The organism is Peptoclostridium litorale DSM 5388 (assembly GCF_900141635.1).
In the GTDB taxonomy this organism is placed as follows: Bacteria; Bacillota; Clostridia; order Peptostreptococcales; family Peptostreptococcaceae; genus Peptoclostridium; species Peptoclostridium litorale.
This window is the reverse complement of the sequence record NZ_FSRH01000010.1, coordinates 104621-122942: the sequence shown is the minus strand read 5'-3', so window position 1 is coordinate 122942 and position 18322 is coordinate 104621. Positions and strand designations below refer to the sequence as shown.

Below are 18322 nucleotides of genomic sequence, written 5' to 3'. Positions count from 1 at the left end.
ATTACATCCTTTTAATTTGGCATATTCCAATAATACCCCAAAAACGAGAAACAAAAAAACCAAAGCGCATGGCCTTGGTTTTAAAAATAACTGTTCTATTTTAAAAGCACTTCTATAGAGTCTCCTGCCTTTATTACTCCGCCCTCTATAACCTTTGTGAATATGCCTTCTCTTGGCATAACGCAGTCTCCAACGAGCTTTTTGATCTCGCAGCCGTGGTGGCACTGCTTTCCTATCTGAGTCACTTCCTGAAGCGTATCGCCTATTTTAAGCTGGGTTCCCACCGGAAGATCGTAAAGAACTATCCCTTCGGTAGTAAGGTTTTCAGCGAATTTTCCAGGATTAAGCTCCACTCCCTTTGCCCTCATCTTTTCAAAGCTCTCGATTCCAAGAAGGCTCACCTGTCTGTGCCATTCTCCTGAATGGGCGTCTCCTTCAAGGCCGTGGTTTTCCTTGAAAAAACCTTCCTGAATGGGATTTTTCACTACGCCTTTTGTCTCGCTTATGTTTATGGATATAACTTTTCCAGTCTTATTCATGATATCTCCTTCTTTTAAACTACATATCTATTTTGTCCTTACAATTATTTTAGTCTATTTCCCTTCGAATTCAAAGGACTTTCGGAGATGATTTCTACTTTTCACCCGTTACAAAATAAAACCTTTCGGAAATATCGCCCTTTCCCGCTATAGTGTATCCCTGAGATTTGAGAAGATTTTCCAATTCGCCTTGGGATAGCCTGAATTCAAGGGGAGGGCCTCCGTCCGTGGGTATCTTCTTGAAATCTATTACGGCAATTTTTCCGCCTTTATCCATTAGAGAATGGGTCATGCCTATGAGGTCTTCTTTGTCGTCGACTTCATGAACCACATTCACGAGGAGGCAAAAAGTAGGGGGCTGGCCGCCAGTGGATATTGAATTGCCGTCCGAAAGCACCGGGACTATGTTTGTAATACCCTGCTTGGAAATTTTTTCTGAAAGTTCTTTGAGCATTACCTCTGAAATGTCCGCTGCATAGACTTTTCCACTTTCTCCAACTATTTCGGATGCGGGGATTGAGAAAAATCCTATTCCACACCCTATGTCCAGAATTACATCGCCCTTTTCAAGGCCGAGCTTTTTAAGGGTTTGAATGGGTTTCATCTCTTCCTGCCTCTTTGGTCCTTCGAGCTTTTTCCTCATATTTTCGTCAAATATATGTGACATGATTACCTCCATTTTTAAAAGTCTGTTTAAAACGAATATATCGGGGTATAAACACTCCGTTAGGTTTTAATGCCATGCTAACTGCATTATATATTCGGTATATACACAATTGTATTAGAATATTTTAAATTCAACAAGCTAAACAGAGGGAAATTAGAATTATCATATAATTGAAAAAATCGAAGACATTTGAAAATCATATTAGGTTATTAATTGATTTGGCTATATAAACGGTGAAATGAATTGTATATAGTCGTCTAAATATGGTAATATTTCTATGAGGTATTTATTTTTTAATATTTTTTTAACAAAATTACTTAAAATTTAACTTCGAAGGAATCTGGCTGCAACGACATGTAAGTAAAATATTGATTTGAAAGGGTGATGGTTTTGAAAAATGTGGAGAAGCAAAAAAGAAGGGGAGGAAGCATAAAGGGAAGGCTGATTGCGCTTATACTGGCGGCGATAGTTATGCCGCTTGCACTATTCGGATATTTTTCATACAACAAGGCATTTGAAATATTGAAAGGCAAGATTGAGGTCACAAATCAGCAGACCATATCTGAAAGCGAAAAGTTCATAGACCAGTTCTTAAGTTCAATGGAGCTTCAGCTCGTGTCAATTTCAGAAAACTCGTACATAAAGACTTATGAGCAGGTTGTGGGTTATGAGGCTCTAAAAAGTGTACAAAAGAGTAATAGTTATATAATGAATACATATTTTGGATCGAGTGACGGCGTAATGAACATATATCCAGAGACGGACCTTCCTGACGGGTACGACCCTACAAAAAGGCCTTGGTACAGTCTTGCTCTGGAAAATAAGGGAAAGACAGTTTGGACAGATGCATATGAAGACGCATTTACAGGAAACACCATAATATCTGTTGTACGTGCTGTAACAGACGATAGCGGCCAAATTGTGGGTGTTACGGGAATGGATGTAAGCCTTGACATACTGACTCAGCAGTCTGACTCTGTAAAAATAGGCAAGGAAGGATATATGTTCATAGTTGACAACAACGGAGTTATGCTGGCCCATAAAGATAAAGAAGAAATAGGTGAGGACACAAAGTCCAAACCTAATTTCTGGGAAAACCTGTCGAAAAGTTCCACCGGATATATGGAATATGAGTACAATGGTACGGATAAATTTTTGACATTTGCCACAAACGAAAAGACAGGATGGAAAATAGTTGCGGCAGTTGAAGAAGCAGAGCTGCTTGCAGATACCAATGTGATGAAAAGCTCTATATTTGTGGGAATTGCCGTGGGAATTGTGCTGGCGGTGCTTATAGCCCTTTTGATAGCTTCAAATATTGCCGGGTCTCTTAACATAGCAAGGGGACACATTTCAGTGATGGCGGAAGGTGACTTTACAAGCGAGGTGCCTGAAAGCCAGCTGAAAAAGAATGATGAATTTGGAGATTTTGCAAGGGCCATGAACAAGCTTCAGTGTGATATAAAGAGTCTTTTGGGAGATATAATGAAGTCTGCAGTCACCGTTGGCGAGGCGGCCACGGCTCTTACATCGGTTTCGGCAAAATCGGAAGAGGCATCAAATGAAATAGCAGTTACGGTGGGAGATATAGCCAAAAGCGCAGAAAAACAGTCGTCAGATACAATCACCGGTGCAAATATAATAAGTGATATGGCTGGTGTAATTGAGATGGTTTCAAAAGATGCTCAAGACATGAAGGATATTTCAATGAGTACTAATGAGCTTGCCGCAAAGGGATTTGAAATAGTCAAAAAGCTTGATGAAAGGAGTTCCCAAAGCAGCAGTGCGGCGCAGGAAGTAAATGATGTGGTTTTTGATGTGGACAAGAAAGCCGAAGGAATAACAATGATAGTTGATGCAATATCCGCAATAGCAGAGCAGACGAATCTTCTTGCTCTCAATGCGAACATAGAAGCTGCAAGGGCGGGAGAACAGGGAAGAGGGTTTGCCGTGGTTGCAGAAGAGGTGAGGAAACTTTCAGAAGAGTCTTCGAGGTTTGCAGAGGAAATCAGGTCTATGATTGATGATATTCAAAACATGACCAAAAAAGCGGTTTTATCTGTTGAAAAGACTAAAGAGGCTGTAGAAGAGCAAACGAAAGCTGTTAATGAGACTGATGTAGTATTCAATCAGATATCTAGTTCCATACAGGGGCTTAGCGAAGACATAGAAAGGATACAGGAAAACAGCAGGAAGATGACAGTGCTCAAGGACGAAGTTGTCCATGTGGTTGAAAACATATCTGCATCTTCACAGGAAACATCAGCAGCGACTCAGGAGGTCTCTGCTGCTACAGAGGAGCAGGTTGCATCTGTGGAGGATATATCAAAACAGATATACAATCTGAAAGAGCTTGCAGAGAGCCTGCAGGATGAAATGAGTAAGTTCAAACTGTAGTGTATATGCTGTCAAGAATTTGAGAGAACCCAGCAAAAATTAAATCAATAGCAGCAAATGGGCAGATAGCAAAACACAATATCATTATTCAAATGGAAACAGGAGCTAAAGGCATTAAAAACGCCTTCGGCTCCTGTTTTTTGATTTGTATTTTTGAATACATATTGTATTCTCAAGTATAATGTGAGTTTCATGTCAATACAGGGGGGTATAATTGTATTAAAATGGAATTTCAAATGAATATTCATATCTATTTGACGATTTGTCTTTTAAAAGAGGTGAGGCTTTGAAAATATATAATAAACTTACTGGAGCAAGCCTTCAAAAAAAATTTAGGATGTTTGTAAGCACTATCATACTGATACTTGTATCATTTCAGCTTGTGCTGAACAATTTCGCCATTTCAGGCTTTTTTTCAGCAGTCGAAAAACGAAATATTGAAAAGAGCGTCGACAATACGGTAAAGGTATGGAATGTTGAGGCTGAAAGGCTTACCTCAATTGCAAGGGATTACGGAATATGGAGCGAAGCATATGAAAAACTGAGCTCCGATGTTGACGAAAACGCTTTCTTTAAAGAAAACTTCATGAGATGGATTCCATTCAATTATGGCGTAGACATAGTTTCCATAATAAGAAAAGACGGAAAAGTGATAAAGCATCATGGAGTAGACTTGGGGCTTGCGCAAGATATAATGTCTCTGGACTATACAAAAAAGATATTGGCATCCAATGCTGACGGAAAAGGCTACCTTGAACTGTCTGGATACACATGTTACAATTCCACGCTGTATATAATTTCAATAGTGCCTGTGCTGATGAGCGATTACAGCGGAGAACCCGCAGGGGTGCTTGTCATTGCTGACAGGATAGACGATGAGATGCTGCAGAGTTTGAAAGAACGGTTCGGCATTGATATTTTTTTCACTTACAATGGAAAGATAGTGGCGGCGCCTCCGGGTATAAGGGCTTTGCTTGATGAGCAAAGCTGGGAAGAGGAAATGCAAGTAGCGTTAATTACGGATGACAAAGGCGAATCTTATGCGTTTAAAAATACAGATATATACGGTATAGGCGGAAAAAGGATAGGTAGTTTTGGAATTGTTGAATCGATAAGTATGCTTGAAAAGATAGAAAGCATTACGGGCAAAAGTGCGATTGGAGCTTTGATATTTGCATTGTTTCTGGTGCTGGCTGTGAGCTCCGAGTTCAAAAGGGAGGTCATAATGCCCGTGAAGAGGCTGGAAGAGCAGGTGACAATAATGAACAGCAGAAACACACTTGTAAAGCTCAAGGAGTCGGGGCCTGTCGAAATCGTAAGGCTTACAGCAGCTTTCAACGGAATGGTTGAAAAGATAGCCAGGAGCAATGAGGAAAACAAAGCGTTGATGACAATGTCAAAAAAAGACGAGCTTACAGGCCTTTACAACCACAGGTATTTTCATGAGACATTCGAAGAAAAGGTAGACTCCGGTATTAAGAGCATGTCGATCATTCTGGCAGATGTTGACAAGTTCAAAAACATAAACAGCGCATATGGATATGGGGTTGGAGACTTGCTTCTCGAGGAAATTGCAAAATATATTAAAAGGAGCGTTCCAAAGGGGTCTGAGGTTTTCAGGTATGGAGGAGAGGAGTTCGTAGTTATGCTCATGGGAAAAAATGCAGAAAATGCAAGGCCCATAGCAGAAAGGCTCAGAATAGGCATGGGAAAAAGCTTCAACATACAAAGATACAGCGACCATATGCCCGTGACCATGAGCATGGGAATAGCTTCATATCCTGCGGATTCTATGAATTCACACGGCCTTGTGAGAAAGGGCGAGATCGCCATGCATTATGCAAAGAGCCTCGGAAGAAACATAGTAAGCGTATACAACGGGGAAATTGAGGCTATTCTTTTTAAGGGCAGGAGAGAGCAGGCTCAAAAGGATGTATTCATAGACTCTGTGATTGCGATTACAAAGGCGGTAGATGCAAAAGATGAATATACGGGAATGCATTCGGATAATGTGGCCATGTATTCCCTGTTGATTGCCGAAAAAATAGATTTTTCGGAAGATCAGATATACAGGCTCAGGATAGGTGCGCTTCTTCATGACTGCGGAAAGATAGGGATACCCGATGTCATAATAAACAAGCCTTCAAAGCTCAATGAGATTGAAACCGAGTATATAAGAAAGCACCCCATGCTTGGATACAATATAGTAAAGGGCATGGTGCAGGACGACGATATACTCTCTTGCGTGAGATACCACCATGAAAGATGGGATGGAAGAGGATATCCCGACGGGCTCAAAGGAGAAGAAATACCCCTTTATGCGAGGATAGTCTGTATTGCCGATTCATTCCATGCCATGGTGTCGGACCGGTCATACAGAAAAGGGCTTGGCGTAAGCAAGGCGCTGCATGAAATAGAAGATAACGCAAGCATACAATTTGATCCATATCTTGCAAGAGTGTTTGTGGAAGCCATGAGGCAGCAAAACAAGAATAAGGGAATTTAGATATAAAAATAGACAGTGTTCCTTGATAAGGTAAGCGCTGTCTATTTTTATTAAGCTATTCAGCCTAAGATGCATTTGGAAGGCTGTTTCCTACACTGGGAGTATTGCTTAGAGTTTTTATCTCTTTAGCCAAAAACACCAGAGTTATAAGCGACGAAAGCATGTCGGATATTGGATACGACACCCAAACTCCGAAAAGGCCGAGCTTTGCGGGGAGTATCAGCAAGAGCGGTATCAATATTATAACCTGTCTTAGAAGGCTGAGAAAAAGCGAAACCTTGGCTTTCCCTATGGCCTGGAAAAAGTTTGACGCAACTATCTGAAAACCTATCACTGGAAGCATCAGCATGAGTATTTTCATGCCGCCGGTTCCTATTGATATTATATCGGCATCCGGGGTGAATATTCTCATAAGCGATGCTGGGGCTGACTGAACGGCAATTGCCCCCACTACGGACAGCAATGTGGCGCTGCCTATGCTCTTATAAAGGGCTGACTTTACCCTGTCATATTTGGCTGCTCCGTAGTTGAAGCCTATTATAGGCTGAGCTCCCTGGTTTATTCCGAATACAGGCATCAAAAACATCATTGCTATGCTTATCATTATGCTCATAGCCCCCACTGCATAGTCGCTTCCATATGTCAAAAGGGCCTTGTTCGCTATTATGTTAATCACGCTTCCTGCGAGCTGAATGGCAAAAGGAGACATTCCTATTGCGAATATTCCCATGACAAGGCGCTTTTCAAGCCTTAAGTTCTTGGTTTTTAGCTTGATGGAACTTCTGCTTCCTATGAAGTATTTAATGACCCATATGGTGTTGAACGACTGGCCTATGAGAGTGGCATAAGCGGCCCCCTTTATTCCAAGGCCCAGCTTCATTATAAACAGGTAGTCCAGTATTATGTTTGTTATCGCCCCTATCAGGTTTGTTGCCATTGCAATATTAGGGCTTCCATCAGATCGTATGGCGCTGTTCAGGCCGAATCCAAGCGCATTGAAAAGCGTTCCCGCGAGTATTATTGTTATATACTCTTTTGCGTACTTGAACGTCTGGGCGCTTGCGCCAAAAGCTTTCAAAAGCGGATCCCTGAGAATTAGCCCGAATGCCGTCACTCCAAGTGACACTATAATGAGCATCACAAAAGTGTTTCCAAGGAGCTTTTCAGCCTCTTCTTTTTTGCCTTCGCCAAGCCTTATTGATATGAGTGCCGCCCCGCCTATTCCAACGAGCATTCCAAAGGCCATTATTATGGTCATGAAAGGAAATGTAAGTCCCACGCCTGATATGGCAAGAGGTCCCACTCCGCGTCCTATGAATATCCTGTCCACTATGTTGTAGAGCACATTTATGAGCATTCCGACAATTGCAGGTGTAGAAAACTTTATGAGAAGTTTTCCCACCGGTTCGTTCGCCAGAGGCATTTGTTTTTCCATGTTGAATTCCTCCTTAAATATCGCACAATATAGTCTAACACAATGGGGATTAAATTCAATAAGTGATATTGAAAATTAATAAAAACTTTAGAATTATAAAGGTACCGTTAAAGATGCGATTTTGCACAAGACATGATAATATTAAAATATATCACAGGCATGTGAGGTATAAATGTGAGATAAACACAATTTTATGAGGTGAAAAGCTTGAAAAAGACGATTTCAATAGTTAGCTATGCTTTAGAGGAGGCAAACTACCAAAAAGAGCAGCTTATGAGCCTTTTTGGCGAGGGCGTTGAAGTCAGGATATACTATCCCGACAGAAGCAGCCTTGCAGGGGGGCTTGACGAAGACCTTGTGCTAGTTCCGTCGTATGAGATATTTTATGACATAAAAAAGCATATAACAAAGAGCGCCGAGGTGGTAATAGGAAGCAGGACGCTTTCCAAGTACGCGTTTGAAAGGGTTATGGCCCTTGGAAACGGTACTAGGGCAATTCTTGTGGACGAGAACGTACCCATGTCCATGCAGATGATATCGGTTATATACCAGCTCGGGGCAAAGCATGTGGACATTGTGCCAAGCGGGTACGACCCGTATGGAGAGCTTTACATGGAGGAGTTTGACACAATAATTACAATGGGCAGGGATCATGATTTTGCAGGCAGGGGAATTAAAATTGTGGACATAGGATACGGGCTCTTGGATATAGGGACGATAATGGACATAGCCTTCAAGCTTGAGCTTGACCACATGATACACAAGCAGAACATAGTAAAGAGCTTCAAGGAGATAGTGAGCGCCAACACAGGGCTTTTGGAGATAATAGGAAGGTTCAACAGGTTTGAAAGCCAGCTTGACATACTACTTCAGGTGCTTGACGAGGGAATAGTGGCCGTGGACTCGGAAGGGCTCGTATACTCTTGCAACGAGGCGGCTGAAAAGATAGTGGGGATGAAAAAGGGGGAGATGATGAGAGTCGACGGCATATCGCTGATGCCGGAGATACCTTTTTACAAGGCGCTCAATGACTGGAAGGCTGTTCCCGAAAGGATAGTCAAAATACACGGATACGACGTTGTGGTGGCGGTAGACCCCATAATACATTCAAACAAGCTCTACGGGGCGGTTGCGAGGATAAAAAAGTTCTCGGACGCAGAGAAAAAGCAGCACAGGCTCAGAAGCCAGCTCATATCCAAGGGGCACAAGGCGAAATATGGGTTTTACAACATATTCGGGACTAGCCCTAAGCTGATGATGTGCAAGGACATAGCCAGGAGAATGGCGAAGTCGAGCTCATCAATTCTCATAACGGGCGAGAGCGGTACGGGAAAGGAGCTGTTTGCACAAGCCATTCACAATTCGTCGGAGAGAAGGGACTACCAGTTTGTAGCCGTAAACTGCGGGGCGTTTCCTGAAAATCTTCTTGAAAGCGAGCTTTTTGGATATGAGGAGGGCGCGTTTACGGGGGCCAGGAAAGGCGGGAAAATAGGTCTTTTCGAGCTTGCGCACAAGGGGACGCTTTTTCTGGACGAGATAGGGGAAATGCCTATAAACCTTCAGGCCAGGCTTCTTAGAGTGCTCCAGGAAAGGCAGGTGATGAGGCTCGGCGGAGACAGGGTGATAGATGTGGACGTAAGGATAATAGCGGCTACGAACAAGGACCTCAAAAGGCTCGCCTCGTCGGGGGAATTCAGGCAGGACCTTTATTTCAGGATAAATGTGCTGCCGCTTAAGACACCTTCTTTGAGGGAGAGAAAAGAGGACATACTTCCTCTTACGGACTATTTCAAAAAGGAGTTTAAAAGCAGCTTCGAGCTCGACGAGCAGTCCGAAGAGATATTTTTAGAGCACTCGTGGGATGGAAACATAAGGGAGCTCAAAAACTATGTTGAGTACCTGGCCAATCTTGGAAAAGAGATTATACATGCAGAAGACCTTCCGTTTGAACCAGCTGGGGAGAGCATCAAAAGGACTGATTTAAGACCGCAGGAGATGGCGCTTCTTGAAGGTTTTGAGGAAGAGGAGGCAGAATCCATTGAAAACTATGTATTCGTTTTGGAAATGCTCAAACAAGCCAGGGACGAGGGCAGAAGAAGCGGAAGGAGGAGCATCTATAAAGAGGCCAGGGAAAGGGGATTACTGCTTGGAGAGCAGGAGATAAGACTGATGCTGATAGCTCTTGAAAAATACTCTTTTGTCCATATAAAAACGGGACGGGGAGGAACGAGTATAACGGATGTGGGTGTTGACATTTTGAATGAACTTAAAAAAAGATATCCATAGATTATAGAATGCTTTATGGTATGTGAGGCATAAATATTCAAGTCGTCTTACGCATTGGAGCTGCTGAACACATAATATGAGAAATTTTATTGAATGGGGAAATTGACCTGCTGGCGTTGACATGTGCTTGAGCATGCTGATAGAATTAGCTTGATACTTTAGAATTTTGAAAATTCCGATTCTATTTGCCTAAGGCATGCGCTATGGCGGATGGAACGACAGGGTGCTTGAGAAAACGAAGGCGCCTCCCATTGTGGAAAGGAGTTTGAATTTGTATACAGGGCATTCCACAATACCGGAATGCCTTTTGCATGCAGATTTTTACATATATTACAGATGTATAACGAAAAACAGGGGGGATAAAAATGAAGTTTTCGAAGAAGTTACTAGGCATATTTACTGCGCTTTTAATGGCATCGACATTTGCGCTTGCGGGATGCGGCCAGGGGGAAGAATCACTCACTCAGGCGGCAAATGCCCAGCAGGAAGAGGACAGCCTTCAGGGAGATCTTGTGGTGTATCATGCTGGAAGCCTAAGTGTTCCGTTTGAGGCTCTTGAAAAAAGATTCGAGGAGCTTCATCCTGGTGTTGACGTTCAAAGGACACCGGGGGGAAGCAGGAAGATTGCAAGGCAGATTACAGAGCTTGGAGACAAGGTCGACGTGCTTTGCTCTGCCGATTACACAGTAATAGACACTCTTGTTATGCCTGAGTTTGCAAGCTGGAATGCGCTTTTTGCCGAAAATTCAATGGTTATAATGTATTCAAAAGACAGCAAATACGCCGGTGAAATAGATGCCGACAACTGGTATGACGTGATTACAAGGGACGGGGTCAACTACGGGCACAGTGATCCAAATGCCGACCCTTGCGGATACAGGTCAGTGCTTCTTTGGCAGCTTGCAGAAAAGCACTATGGCAAGGATGGGATTAATCAGAAGCTTGTGGATTCATGCAAAGCTGAAAATATCCGCCCAAAGTCAGTGGAGCTTATAGCAATGCTTGAGACTGGAGCTCTTGACTACGCATTTGAATACGAGTCAGTTGCGATTCAGCATGCCAAGAAGAATCCGGACCTTGACTATGTAAAGCTGCCTATGGAGATAAACCTCAGCTCGCTTGACTACAAGGACTTCTATGCAAATGCCACAATAGAGCTTGACGGAAAAGAGCCGGGCGAGAAGATAACTAAAAAAGGCGAACCTATAGTCTACAGCCTTACGATGCCTAACACCGGCGAAAACAGCGAAGCGGCAGTTGAGTTTTTGAAATTCCTTTTCGACGAGAAAGAGGGAGTGAGAATACTCAAGGAGGAAGGCCAGCCTGTGCTTGACGCTGTAAACGTGTTTGGCGAGGAAAACATTCCGGAAGGACTTTCGGAGTCAATATAAAAAGGGAATGTATTATTACAATATGAGAATAACAGATGAAATTGCGGCCGCTGGCCGCAATTTTGTTTTAATTTGTTTTAAATGGATAATGCAGCTTATGGAAAAAAAGGCGTATAAGTGTTAATATTAGATTTGTGAAGTTGATTTGGAATTTGGATATAATAATTTAAATAATAAGTGGCTTACATAATTTTCAGAGGGAGATTTTTATGGGAAATAAAAGGATTGAAATCTTATACGTAGCATCGCTCATCTGCGGGACAGTCATACTGTTTTTCACTCTGTACCCTGTTGGCAGCACATTCTTTTGGTCGAAGCCGAATCTCGTAGCAGAGGCCCTAAGGGATCCCCAGGTCATAAAGAGCATACTGCTGAGCATGGAATGCGCGGCGTATTCCACCGCTATAGCATCTTTATTTGGAATACCTTTCGCATATTTTCTGGCGAGACATGAATTCAGGGGAAAAACTCTTGTGGAGAGCATGATAGACATACCCATTGTGATGCCCCATACTGTGGCTGGAATAGCCCTTTTGACTGTAATATCGCCCAAAAGCCCCCTTGGAGCGTTTTTTGGCAGATACGGAATAAGGCTTCTGGGAAACAAGACTGCAATAGTGATAGCCATGGTTTTTGTGAGCATGCCACTCATGATAAGCTCTGCCAAGGAGGCCTTCAAATGGGTTTCCCCAAGGATTGAAAATGTATCAAGAAGCCTGGGGGCGTCGCATGCGGGGACTTTTTTCAGGATAACGCTGAGGATGGCCTGGAGGGACGTACTAAGCGGAATGATAATAAGCTGGGCGAGGGGAATGAGCGAGTTTGGCGCTGTGATAATACTGGCGTACCACCCTATGATAGCGCCCACACTCATATATGAAAGATTTTCGACATACGGGATAGCCTACGCTCTTCCTGTTACAGTGATTCTGATAATGATGTCGCTTGCGGTATTTGTGGCTTTAAGGCTTATTTCACTTGGAAAGAGGGATGAGGTATGATAAGGCTTGAAAACTTGTGCGTAAGACTTGGGAATTTTAGGCTCGACAATGTAAGCCTTGAAGTAGGAAGGGAAGAGTTTTTTGTGCTTTTGGGGCCTACTGGAGCTGGAAAGAGCGTAATACTCGAGTCCATAGCGGGACTTGTGCCCCTAAAAAGCGGCAGGGTCATTGTAAGGGGAGAGGATATGACGACGACAAGGCCTGAAAATCGCGGAATTTCAATATGCTACCAGGACTACTGCCTTTTTCCCCATATGAATGTAGAAAAAAACATACTTTACGGGCTAAAATTCAAAAGCTGTGAGGAAAGACAAAAATGCCTGTACAATTTTGAATACATAGTGGGCATTCTCAAGATAGGCCACATACTCAAAAGGCGTCCGGGGACGCTTAGCGGAGGGGAAAAGCAGAGGGTTTCAATAGCAAGGGCCCTTATAGTCCAGCCAGACGTACTTCTCCTTGACGAGCCGCTTTCAGCTCTCGACCCCGGCATAAGGGAGAGCATACAGTGGGAGATAAAGGAGATTCACCAAAGGCTCGGAATAACAACAATAATGATAACCCACAGCTTCGAGGAGACAAGATCGCTTGCGGACAAGGTGGCGGTTGTAAGCGGGGGCAATATAGTCCAGTGCGGGGGCGTGGATGACATTTTCAAAAAGCCAAAAAGTATTTTCACCGCAAATTTCGTAGGTATGAAGACCATTTTAGAGCTGGACGAAAAAAAGGCAGCCGGCTTTGGGCTGAAGGGTCCATGCAGCATAGGCATTCGCCCTGAAAACATAATGGTATCAAAATCTCATTTTGAAAGGGGAATAGACATAAGTGGAAAGCTAATTTCAATAAGAAGCGCCGGAACGCTTCTGGAGATGAAGGTAGAAAGCAGCGGAGACATATACACTGCATGTGCTACTGAAAAGGAGATCAAAAGAATGGGGGCAATGCCCGGAGACTCTGTCCATATTGGAATAGAAATGGATGACATAGCATTGCTCCAAAAATAAATGTAATTTAGATTGCCGCTTTAATATGTATTGAGACGGATATATACTGTGCACATACTTTTTGCGCGGCGCAATGATAGCCTTATTCACAATCAAAGGGTTAAATGGTATAGGAAAAAATACCGTTTAACCCTTTTTGCCATATCAAGACATGTTTTTTTATCAATGCATGAAAACGATTGCAATTCAAAAATGTATCATTTTTATAAAAATTGTAAATTTTCAGTAAAGTCAAAAAACGGCGATGGCGGCATATTTTCAATGTATTTTTGGACTTAAAAAAAACATACGGTGAAAAAATAGATTTTTTGAAGCGAAAACTGAAAACTTGGCATGAGACTTGCTCTAACTATTGGCGGGAAGAAATATGTTTATAATTTAAATATTTACCAATATAGATAAATGAGAGTTTTATAAAAAATATGTGAGGTGGTTTGTAATGATAAAGAGTCTTGAAGAGCTTTTGGAAAGAGTAAAATCGATTTCCAATGTGAAGCTTGCGGTGGCTGCGGCAGAGGACAAGGAAGTGCTGCATGCGGTATTTGACGCAACCAATGCAGGAATAGTAATTCCTGTATTGGTTGGAGATGTTGAAAAGATAAAGGAACTTTCAGCAGAACTCGGGGAAAGCCTTGACGGTATAGAGCTTATAGAGGGCGAAGGACCTGCGGACTCGGCGCTTAAGGCCGTAAAGCTGGTTTCAGAAGGGAAAGCTGATTTTGTAATGAAGGGAATGCTTGACACTTCAATAATGATAAAGGCGGTTTTAGACAAGGAGCACGGGCTAAGAACTGATAGCCTTTTAAGCCACGTAATGGCATACGACGTTCCAGCCTACCACAAGCTAATGCTGTTCACTGACGGAGGAATGAACATAGCTCCAGACCTTGCGGCAAAGGCGAAAATACTTAAAAACGCAGTTCAGGCCGCAAAGGCTTTCGAAATTGACGAGGTGAAGGTTGCATGCCTTACAGCAAAGGAAAAGGTGAGCGAAAAGATGACTGCGACTGTGGATGCTGCAAAGCTTGCTGAAATGGGAGAAAATGGCGAGTTTGGGGAAGGTGTCATAGTTGAAGGGCCTATAGCATTCGACCTTGCAGTTTCAAAAGAGGCTGCCGAGATAAAGAACTTCAAAAGCAGGATTACAGGAGACGTCGATGTAGTTCTTGTACCTACTATAGAGGTGGGCAACGGAATGGGAAAGGCCCTCACATACATGGCAAACGCAAAGTCTGCCGGAGTGATAATGGGAGCTAAGGCTCCGGTTGTTCTAGTGTCAAGGGCGGATACGCGTGAGTCAAAGCTTTACTCGATAGCTCTTGGTGCAATAATTGCAACAAGCTAACAAGCGACAAAGTGTTTAATATCATATTAATAACATATATTACAGGAATATATAATTGATGAGGCTTGGCCGCATCGAGAAACGGAGGAGAATTATGAAAAAACTGCTTACAGGTAACGAAGCTATAGCCAGAGGTTTTTACGAGGCCGGCGGACACATAGCTGCGGCTTATCCAGGAACACCGTCAACAGAAATACTTGAGAACGTAGAACAGTACAAGAACGACATATACTGCGAATGGGCTCCAAACGAAAAGGTTGCAATGGAGGTTGGAATAGGAGCGTCAATAGCGGGGTCAAGAACGCTGGTAGCAATGAAGCACGTTGGACTTAACGTTGCTGCAGACCCTATAATGACCTACGCATACCTTGGAGTAAACGGAGGATTCGTATTCATATCTGCGGACGATCCTGGAATGCACTCTTCGCAAAACGAGCAGGACAATAGATATTTTGCCAAGTTTGGAAAGATGGCAATGGTGGAGCCTACGGACTCTCAAGAGGCCAAGGACTTCGTCAAGGAGGCCCTTGAGGTTTCTGAAAAATATGATATTCCAGTGCTTTTCAGGGTTACAACCAGGATATGCCACTCTAAGACAATGGTTGAGCTTGGAGAAAGAGTAGAGGTTGCAAAGAAGCCGTATGAGAAGAATGTTTCAAAATTCCTTGCAGCGCCCGCTCACGCAAAGGTTCTTCACCACACTCTTGAAGAAAGGCTTGCAAAGCTTGAGGAATACAGCAACAACTCGCCTCTTAACACAGTTGAATATGGCGACAAGAAGATAGGAATAGTTACTTCGGGAATAGCGTACCAGTACGCAAAAGAGGTGTTTGGAGATTCAGCCTCATACCTTAAGATAGGCTTCACTCACCCTCTTCCGTTCAAGATGATAGAGGACTTCGCAAAGGAAGTAGACACTCTTTATGTAATAGAAGAGCTTGAGCCATACATGGAAGAGCAGATAAGAGCAAGGGGAATAGCTTGCATAGGAAAGGATAAGATACCTAATGTAGAGGAGCTTAACCCGGACATAATAGCAAAGGCGCTTCTTGGAAAAGAGATAGTTAAGATGGACGGAGTGGACGAGCTTAAAAAAGACGTAATAAAAAGACCTCCTACTCTTTGTGCGGGATGTCCACACAGAGGACTTTTCTTCGCGCTTTCAAAGATAAAGGACGTAATGGTCACTGGAGACATAGGATGCTACACTCTTGGATTCACCCAGCCGCTTAACGCAATGGACACATGCGTGTGCATGGGAGGATCGATATCCACAGGACATGGAGCTGCAAAGGCTTTTGCACACGCTGGAGAGGAAAAGAAGATAGTTTCTGTAATAGGGGATTCTACATTCTTCCACACAGGGGTAAACTCGCTTATGGACGTTGCATACAACAAGGGCAACACCGTAACAATAATACTCGACAACAGGATAACCGGTATGACTGGCCACCAGCAAAACCCTGGAACCGGATTTACACTCATGGGAGAAGATGCAAAGCAAATAGACATACCGGCTCTTGTAAAGGCCATAGGAATAGACGACGTTACAACTATAAATCCGCTTGACCTTAAAGAGGCTGAGACTGCAATAAGAACGGCTCTTGATAAGGACGAGCCTTCGGTTATAATAACAAGATGGCCTTGCGTTCTTAAGAAGTTCTCACAGCAGGACAAGGACGAGTTCGGATGCGAAATGAAAAAATACGAGGTTAAAGAGGACAAGTGCAAGTCTTGCAAGCTTTGTCTTAAGACTGGATGTCCAGCGCTTTCATTCGACAAGGTTGCCAAGATAGATCCAGACATGTGTGTTGGATGTTCTGTATGTGCTCAGGTTTGTCCGTTCGATGCAATAGAAAGGAAAGGTGAATAATAATGTCAAATGTGAAAAGCGTTCTTCTTGTCGGAGTTGGAGGACAGGGTATAATACTTGCTTCAAAAATACTTTCAGCCGGTCTTATAGAGGCTGGACACGATGTTAAAATGTCAGAGGTTCACGGAATGGCTCAAAGGGGAGGAAGCGTTACGACTCAGGTTAGATACGGGGACAAGGTGTACTCTCCTATAATAGGAAAGGGATCTGCAGACGTAATGGTGGCTTTCGAGGAGGTAGAGGCCCTGAGATGGCTTGACTACCTTAAGCCTGAAGGATCGCTTGTAGTAAACAGCCACAAAATACCTTCCGCAAGCGTAATATCTGGAGCAGAGGTTTATCCCGAGGGAGTGATAGAAAAGCTTAAGGGCGCAGTTAAGAACATAACTGTAATAGACGCTTCAAAAGAGGCTATGGAACTTGGAAACATAAAGGCTCAAAACATAGTAATGCTTGGAGGGCTTATAAAGGCCATGGGCATAGAGGGAATAGACTGGAACAAAATGGTTGAGGAGAGTGTGAAGCCAAGATTCATAGAGCTCAATGTAAACGCAATAAACAAGGGAATGGAGATGGTGGAAGCCGACCTTGTAAAATAAAAAGTCATAACGACAAAAAACAAAGCATGGAAATTAAATACAGGGAATCCGGCCGTATGCAAATATGCGGGGCTGGATTCCCGAAATACTTTTAGGGCCTGCAGAGGCTGTGGGATTTTCAGAATATTCTGAACGACTATACATTTACTTACAATATTATAGGAGGTAAATATGGATTTATATAAAATTCTTGCAATAAACCCTGGTTCAACATCCACAAAGATTGCACTTTTTGAAAACGAAAAGGAGCTTTACAAGAAGACCCTTGACCACTCAAACGAGGAGATTGCACCTTTTGAAAGGATAACAGACCAGTACGAAATGAGATACAACGCCATAATGAATATTCTTAAAGAAATAGATTTTGACGTGAGAGAGCTTTCGGTCGTAGTGGGAAGGGGAGGCCTTCTTCCGCCAGTGAAGTCGGGAGCGTACAGTGTAAACGATGTAATGATAAAGCGCCTTGTTGAAAAGCCTCTTTTGGAGCATGCTTCAAACCTCGGAGCTATAATTGCAAACGAGATAGCAAAGCCGCTTGGAATAGGGGCTTATATATACGACTCAGTGGCAGTTGACGAGCTTGAGGACATAGCCAGAATATCCGGAATGGCCGCTATAAAAAGATCGAGTTTTTCACATGCGCTCAACATGAGGGCCGTTGGGATAAAGGTTGCAGGAGAGCTTGGAAAGTACTACAGCGACATGAACATGGTAATAGCCCACCTGGGAGGCGGAATATCTATAGGAATGCACAAGAGTGGAAGGCTTGTGGACATAGTCTCGGACGACGAGGGGCCTTTCTCGCCTGAACGGTCGGGAAGGGTTCCGTGCAAAAAGCTCATGGACATGTGCTTTAGCGGGGATTACGACAAGAAGGCAGTGGGCAAAATGATGAGAGGAAACGGCGGGCTTGCAGGATACCTTGGAACAAACAGCGCACTTGAGGTTGAAAAGAGGATAGCTGAGGGAGACGAGCAGGCCAGGCTAGTGTACGAGGCCATGGCATACCAGGTTGCAAAGGGGATAGGGGAGCTTGCTACTGTCGTAGACGGGCAGGTTGACGCAGTTGTGATAACAGGTGGAATAGCTCACTCTAAAATGATGACAGACTGGATATCAAAGAGGGTCCAGTTCATAGCACCCGTTGTGGTATCGCCAGGAGAAAACGAGCTTGAGGCACTTGCAAACGGAGCACTCAGAGTCATAAAGGGAGAGGAAGAGGCAAGGGAGTACGTTGACAGTTTTTAATCCAAAGACTTATAAAAGACAGGGAGGACAA

Annotated in this window: 13 protein-coding genes and 1 riboswitch; of the genes, 10 read left to right on the top strand and 3 right to left on the bottom strand. The window is 43.3% G+C overall.

Going from position 1 to position 18322, the window contains the following annotated elements:
* Positions 1-95: 95 nt before the first annotated feature.
* Positions 96-539, bottom strand: coding sequence for an MOSC domain-containing protein (locus BUQ87_RS10375; RefSeq protein ID WP_038263655.1), 444 nt, complete (start codon positions 537-539; stop codon positions 96-98).
* 94 nt (positions 540-633) lie between these two features.
* Positions 634-1206, bottom strand: a complete 573-nt coding sequence (locus BUQ87_RS10370; RefSeq protein ID WP_038263659.1) for a class I SAM-dependent methyltransferase — start codon at positions 1204-1206, stop codon at positions 634-636.
* Positions 1207-1605: 399 nt separating this feature from the next.
* Between BUQ87_RS10370 and BUQ87_RS10365 the strand changes: the two genes are divergently transcribed.
* Together BUQ87_RS10365 and BUQ87_RS10360 are read left to right on the top strand one after the other, a co-directional pair.
* On the top strand, positions 1606-3603 hold the full coding sequence (locus BUQ87_RS10365) for a methyl-accepting chemotaxis protein (protein WP_242943833.1): 1998 nt from the start codon (positions 1606-1608) through the stop codon (positions 3601-3603).
* Between the two features lie 286 nt (positions 3604-3889).
* On the top strand, positions 3890-6109 hold the full coding sequence (locus BUQ87_RS10360) for a diguanylate cyclase (RefSeq protein ID WP_052636026.1): 2220 nt from the start codon (positions 3890-3892) through the stop codon (positions 6107-6109).
* A 64-nt stretch (positions 6110-6173) separates the two neighbouring features.
* Here BUQ87_RS10360 and BUQ87_RS10355 read toward each other — a convergent pair whose 3' ends face one another.
* Positions 6174-7544, bottom strand: a complete 1371-nt coding sequence (locus BUQ87_RS10355; RefSeq protein ID WP_052636027.1) for an MATE family efflux transporter — start codon at positions 7542-7544, stop codon at positions 6174-6176.
* Between the two features lie 207 nt (positions 7545-7751).
* On the opposite strand from BUQ87_RS10355, the gene BUQ87_RS10350 reads away from it, so the two are divergent.
* The 8 genes from BUQ87_RS10350 (at position 7752) to buk (ending at position 18291) form a co-directional block, all read left to right on the top strand.
* A complete protein-coding gene (locus tag BUQ87_RS10350) occupies positions 7752-9830 on the top strand; it encodes a sigma-54 interaction domain-containing protein (RefSeq protein WP_038263665.1) in 2079 nt (692 codons plus the stop codon).
* Between the two features lie 161 nt (positions 9831-9991).
* Positions 9992-10110, top strand: a riboswitch (molybdenum cofactor riboswitch).
* A gap of 85 nt (positions 10111-10195) precedes the next feature.
* Complete coding sequence (wtpA, locus tag BUQ87_RS10345; RefSeq protein WP_038263668.1) at positions 10196-11221, top strand: tungstate ABC transporter substrate-binding protein WtpA; 1026 nt, start codon at positions 10196-10198, stop codon at positions 11219-11221.
* Between the two features lie 209 nt (positions 11222-11430).
* Complete coding sequence (locus BUQ87_RS10340; RefSeq protein WP_038263671.1) at positions 11431-12222, top strand: ABC transporter permease; 792 nt, start codon at positions 11431-11433, stop codon at positions 12220-12222.
* Positions 12219-13226 carry an ABC transporter ATP-binding protein gene (locus BUQ87_RS10335; protein ID WP_052636029.1) on the top strand — a complete coding sequence of 336 codons (1008 nt, stop codon included), beginning with the start codon at positions 12219-12221 and terminating at the stop codon, positions 13224-13226. The genes BUQ87_RS10340 and BUQ87_RS10335 overlap by 4 nt, the downstream gene beginning before the upstream one ends.
* Positions 13227-13665: 439 nt before the next feature.
* The gene (locus tag BUQ87_RS10330; protein ID WP_077216501.1) at positions 13666-14571 is read left to right on the top strand and encodes a bifunctional enoyl-CoA hydratase/phosphate acetyltransferase; all 906 of its coding nucleotides are present in this window, start codon (positions 13666-13668) and stop codon (positions 14569-14571) included.
* A 94-nt stretch (positions 14572-14665) separates the two neighbouring features.
* Positions 14666-16444 carry an indolepyruvate ferredoxin oxidoreductase subunit alpha gene (iorA, locus tag BUQ87_RS10325; RefSeq protein ID WP_038263674.1) on the top strand — a complete coding sequence of 593 codons (1779 nt, stop codon included), beginning with the start codon at positions 14666-14668 and terminating at the stop codon, positions 16442-16444.
* A gap of 2 nt (positions 16445-16446) precedes the next feature.
* Positions 16447-17043, top strand: coding sequence for an indolepyruvate oxidoreductase subunit beta (locus BUQ87_RS10320; RefSeq protein WP_038263677.1), 597 nt, complete (start codon positions 16447-16449; stop codon positions 17041-17043).
* Positions 17044-17214: 171 nt separating this feature from the next.
* Entirely contained in the window at positions 17215-18291 is a 1077-nt protein-coding gene (buk, locus tag BUQ87_RS10315) for a butyrate kinase (protein ID WP_038263680.1), read from the top strand.
* The last annotated feature ends 31 nt before the right edge of the window (positions 18292-18322 follow it).

Excerpts from the sequence above, each read along its gene's own strand:
- BUQ87_RS10375 (WP_038263655.1), bottom strand. The coding sequence starts at position 539 with ATGAATAAGACTGGAAAAGTTATATCCATAAACATAAGCGAGACAAAA.
- BUQ87_RS10335 (WP_052636029.1), top strand. The coding sequence starts at position 12,219 with ATGATAAGGCTTGAAAACTTGTGCGTAAGACTTGGGAATTTTAGGCTC.
- BUQ87_RS10330 (WP_077216501.1), top strand. The coding sequence starts at position 13,666 with ATGATAAAGAGTCTTGAAGAGCTTTTGGAAAGAGTAAAATCGATTTCC.
- iorA (WP_038263674.1), top strand. The coding sequence starts at position 14,666 with ATGAAAAAACTGCTTACAGGTAACGAAGCTATAGCCAGAGGTTTTTAC.
- BUQ87_RS10370 (WP_038263659.1), bottom strand. The coding sequence starts at position 1,206 with ATGTCACATATATTTGACGAAAATATGAGGAAAAAGCTCGAAGGACCA.
- BUQ87_RS10355 (WP_052636027.1), bottom strand. The coding sequence starts at position 7,544 with ATGGAAAAACAAATGCCTCTGGCGAACGAACCGGTGGGAAAACTTCTC.
- BUQ87_RS10340 (WP_038263671.1), top strand. The coding sequence starts at position 11,431 with ATGGGAAATAAAAGGATTGAAATCTTATACGTAGCATCGCTCATCTGC.
- BUQ87_RS10320 (WP_038263677.1), top strand. The coding sequence starts at position 16,447 with ATGTCAAATGTGAAAAGCGTTCTTCTTGTCGGAGTTGGAGGACAGGGT.
- wtpA (WP_038263668.1), top strand. The coding sequence starts at position 10,196 with ATGAAGTTTTCGAAGAAGTTACTAGGCATATTTACTGCGCTTTTAATG.
- buk (WP_038263680.1), top strand. The coding sequence starts at position 17,215 with ATGGATTTATATAAAATTCTTGCAATAAACCCTGGTTCAACATCCACA.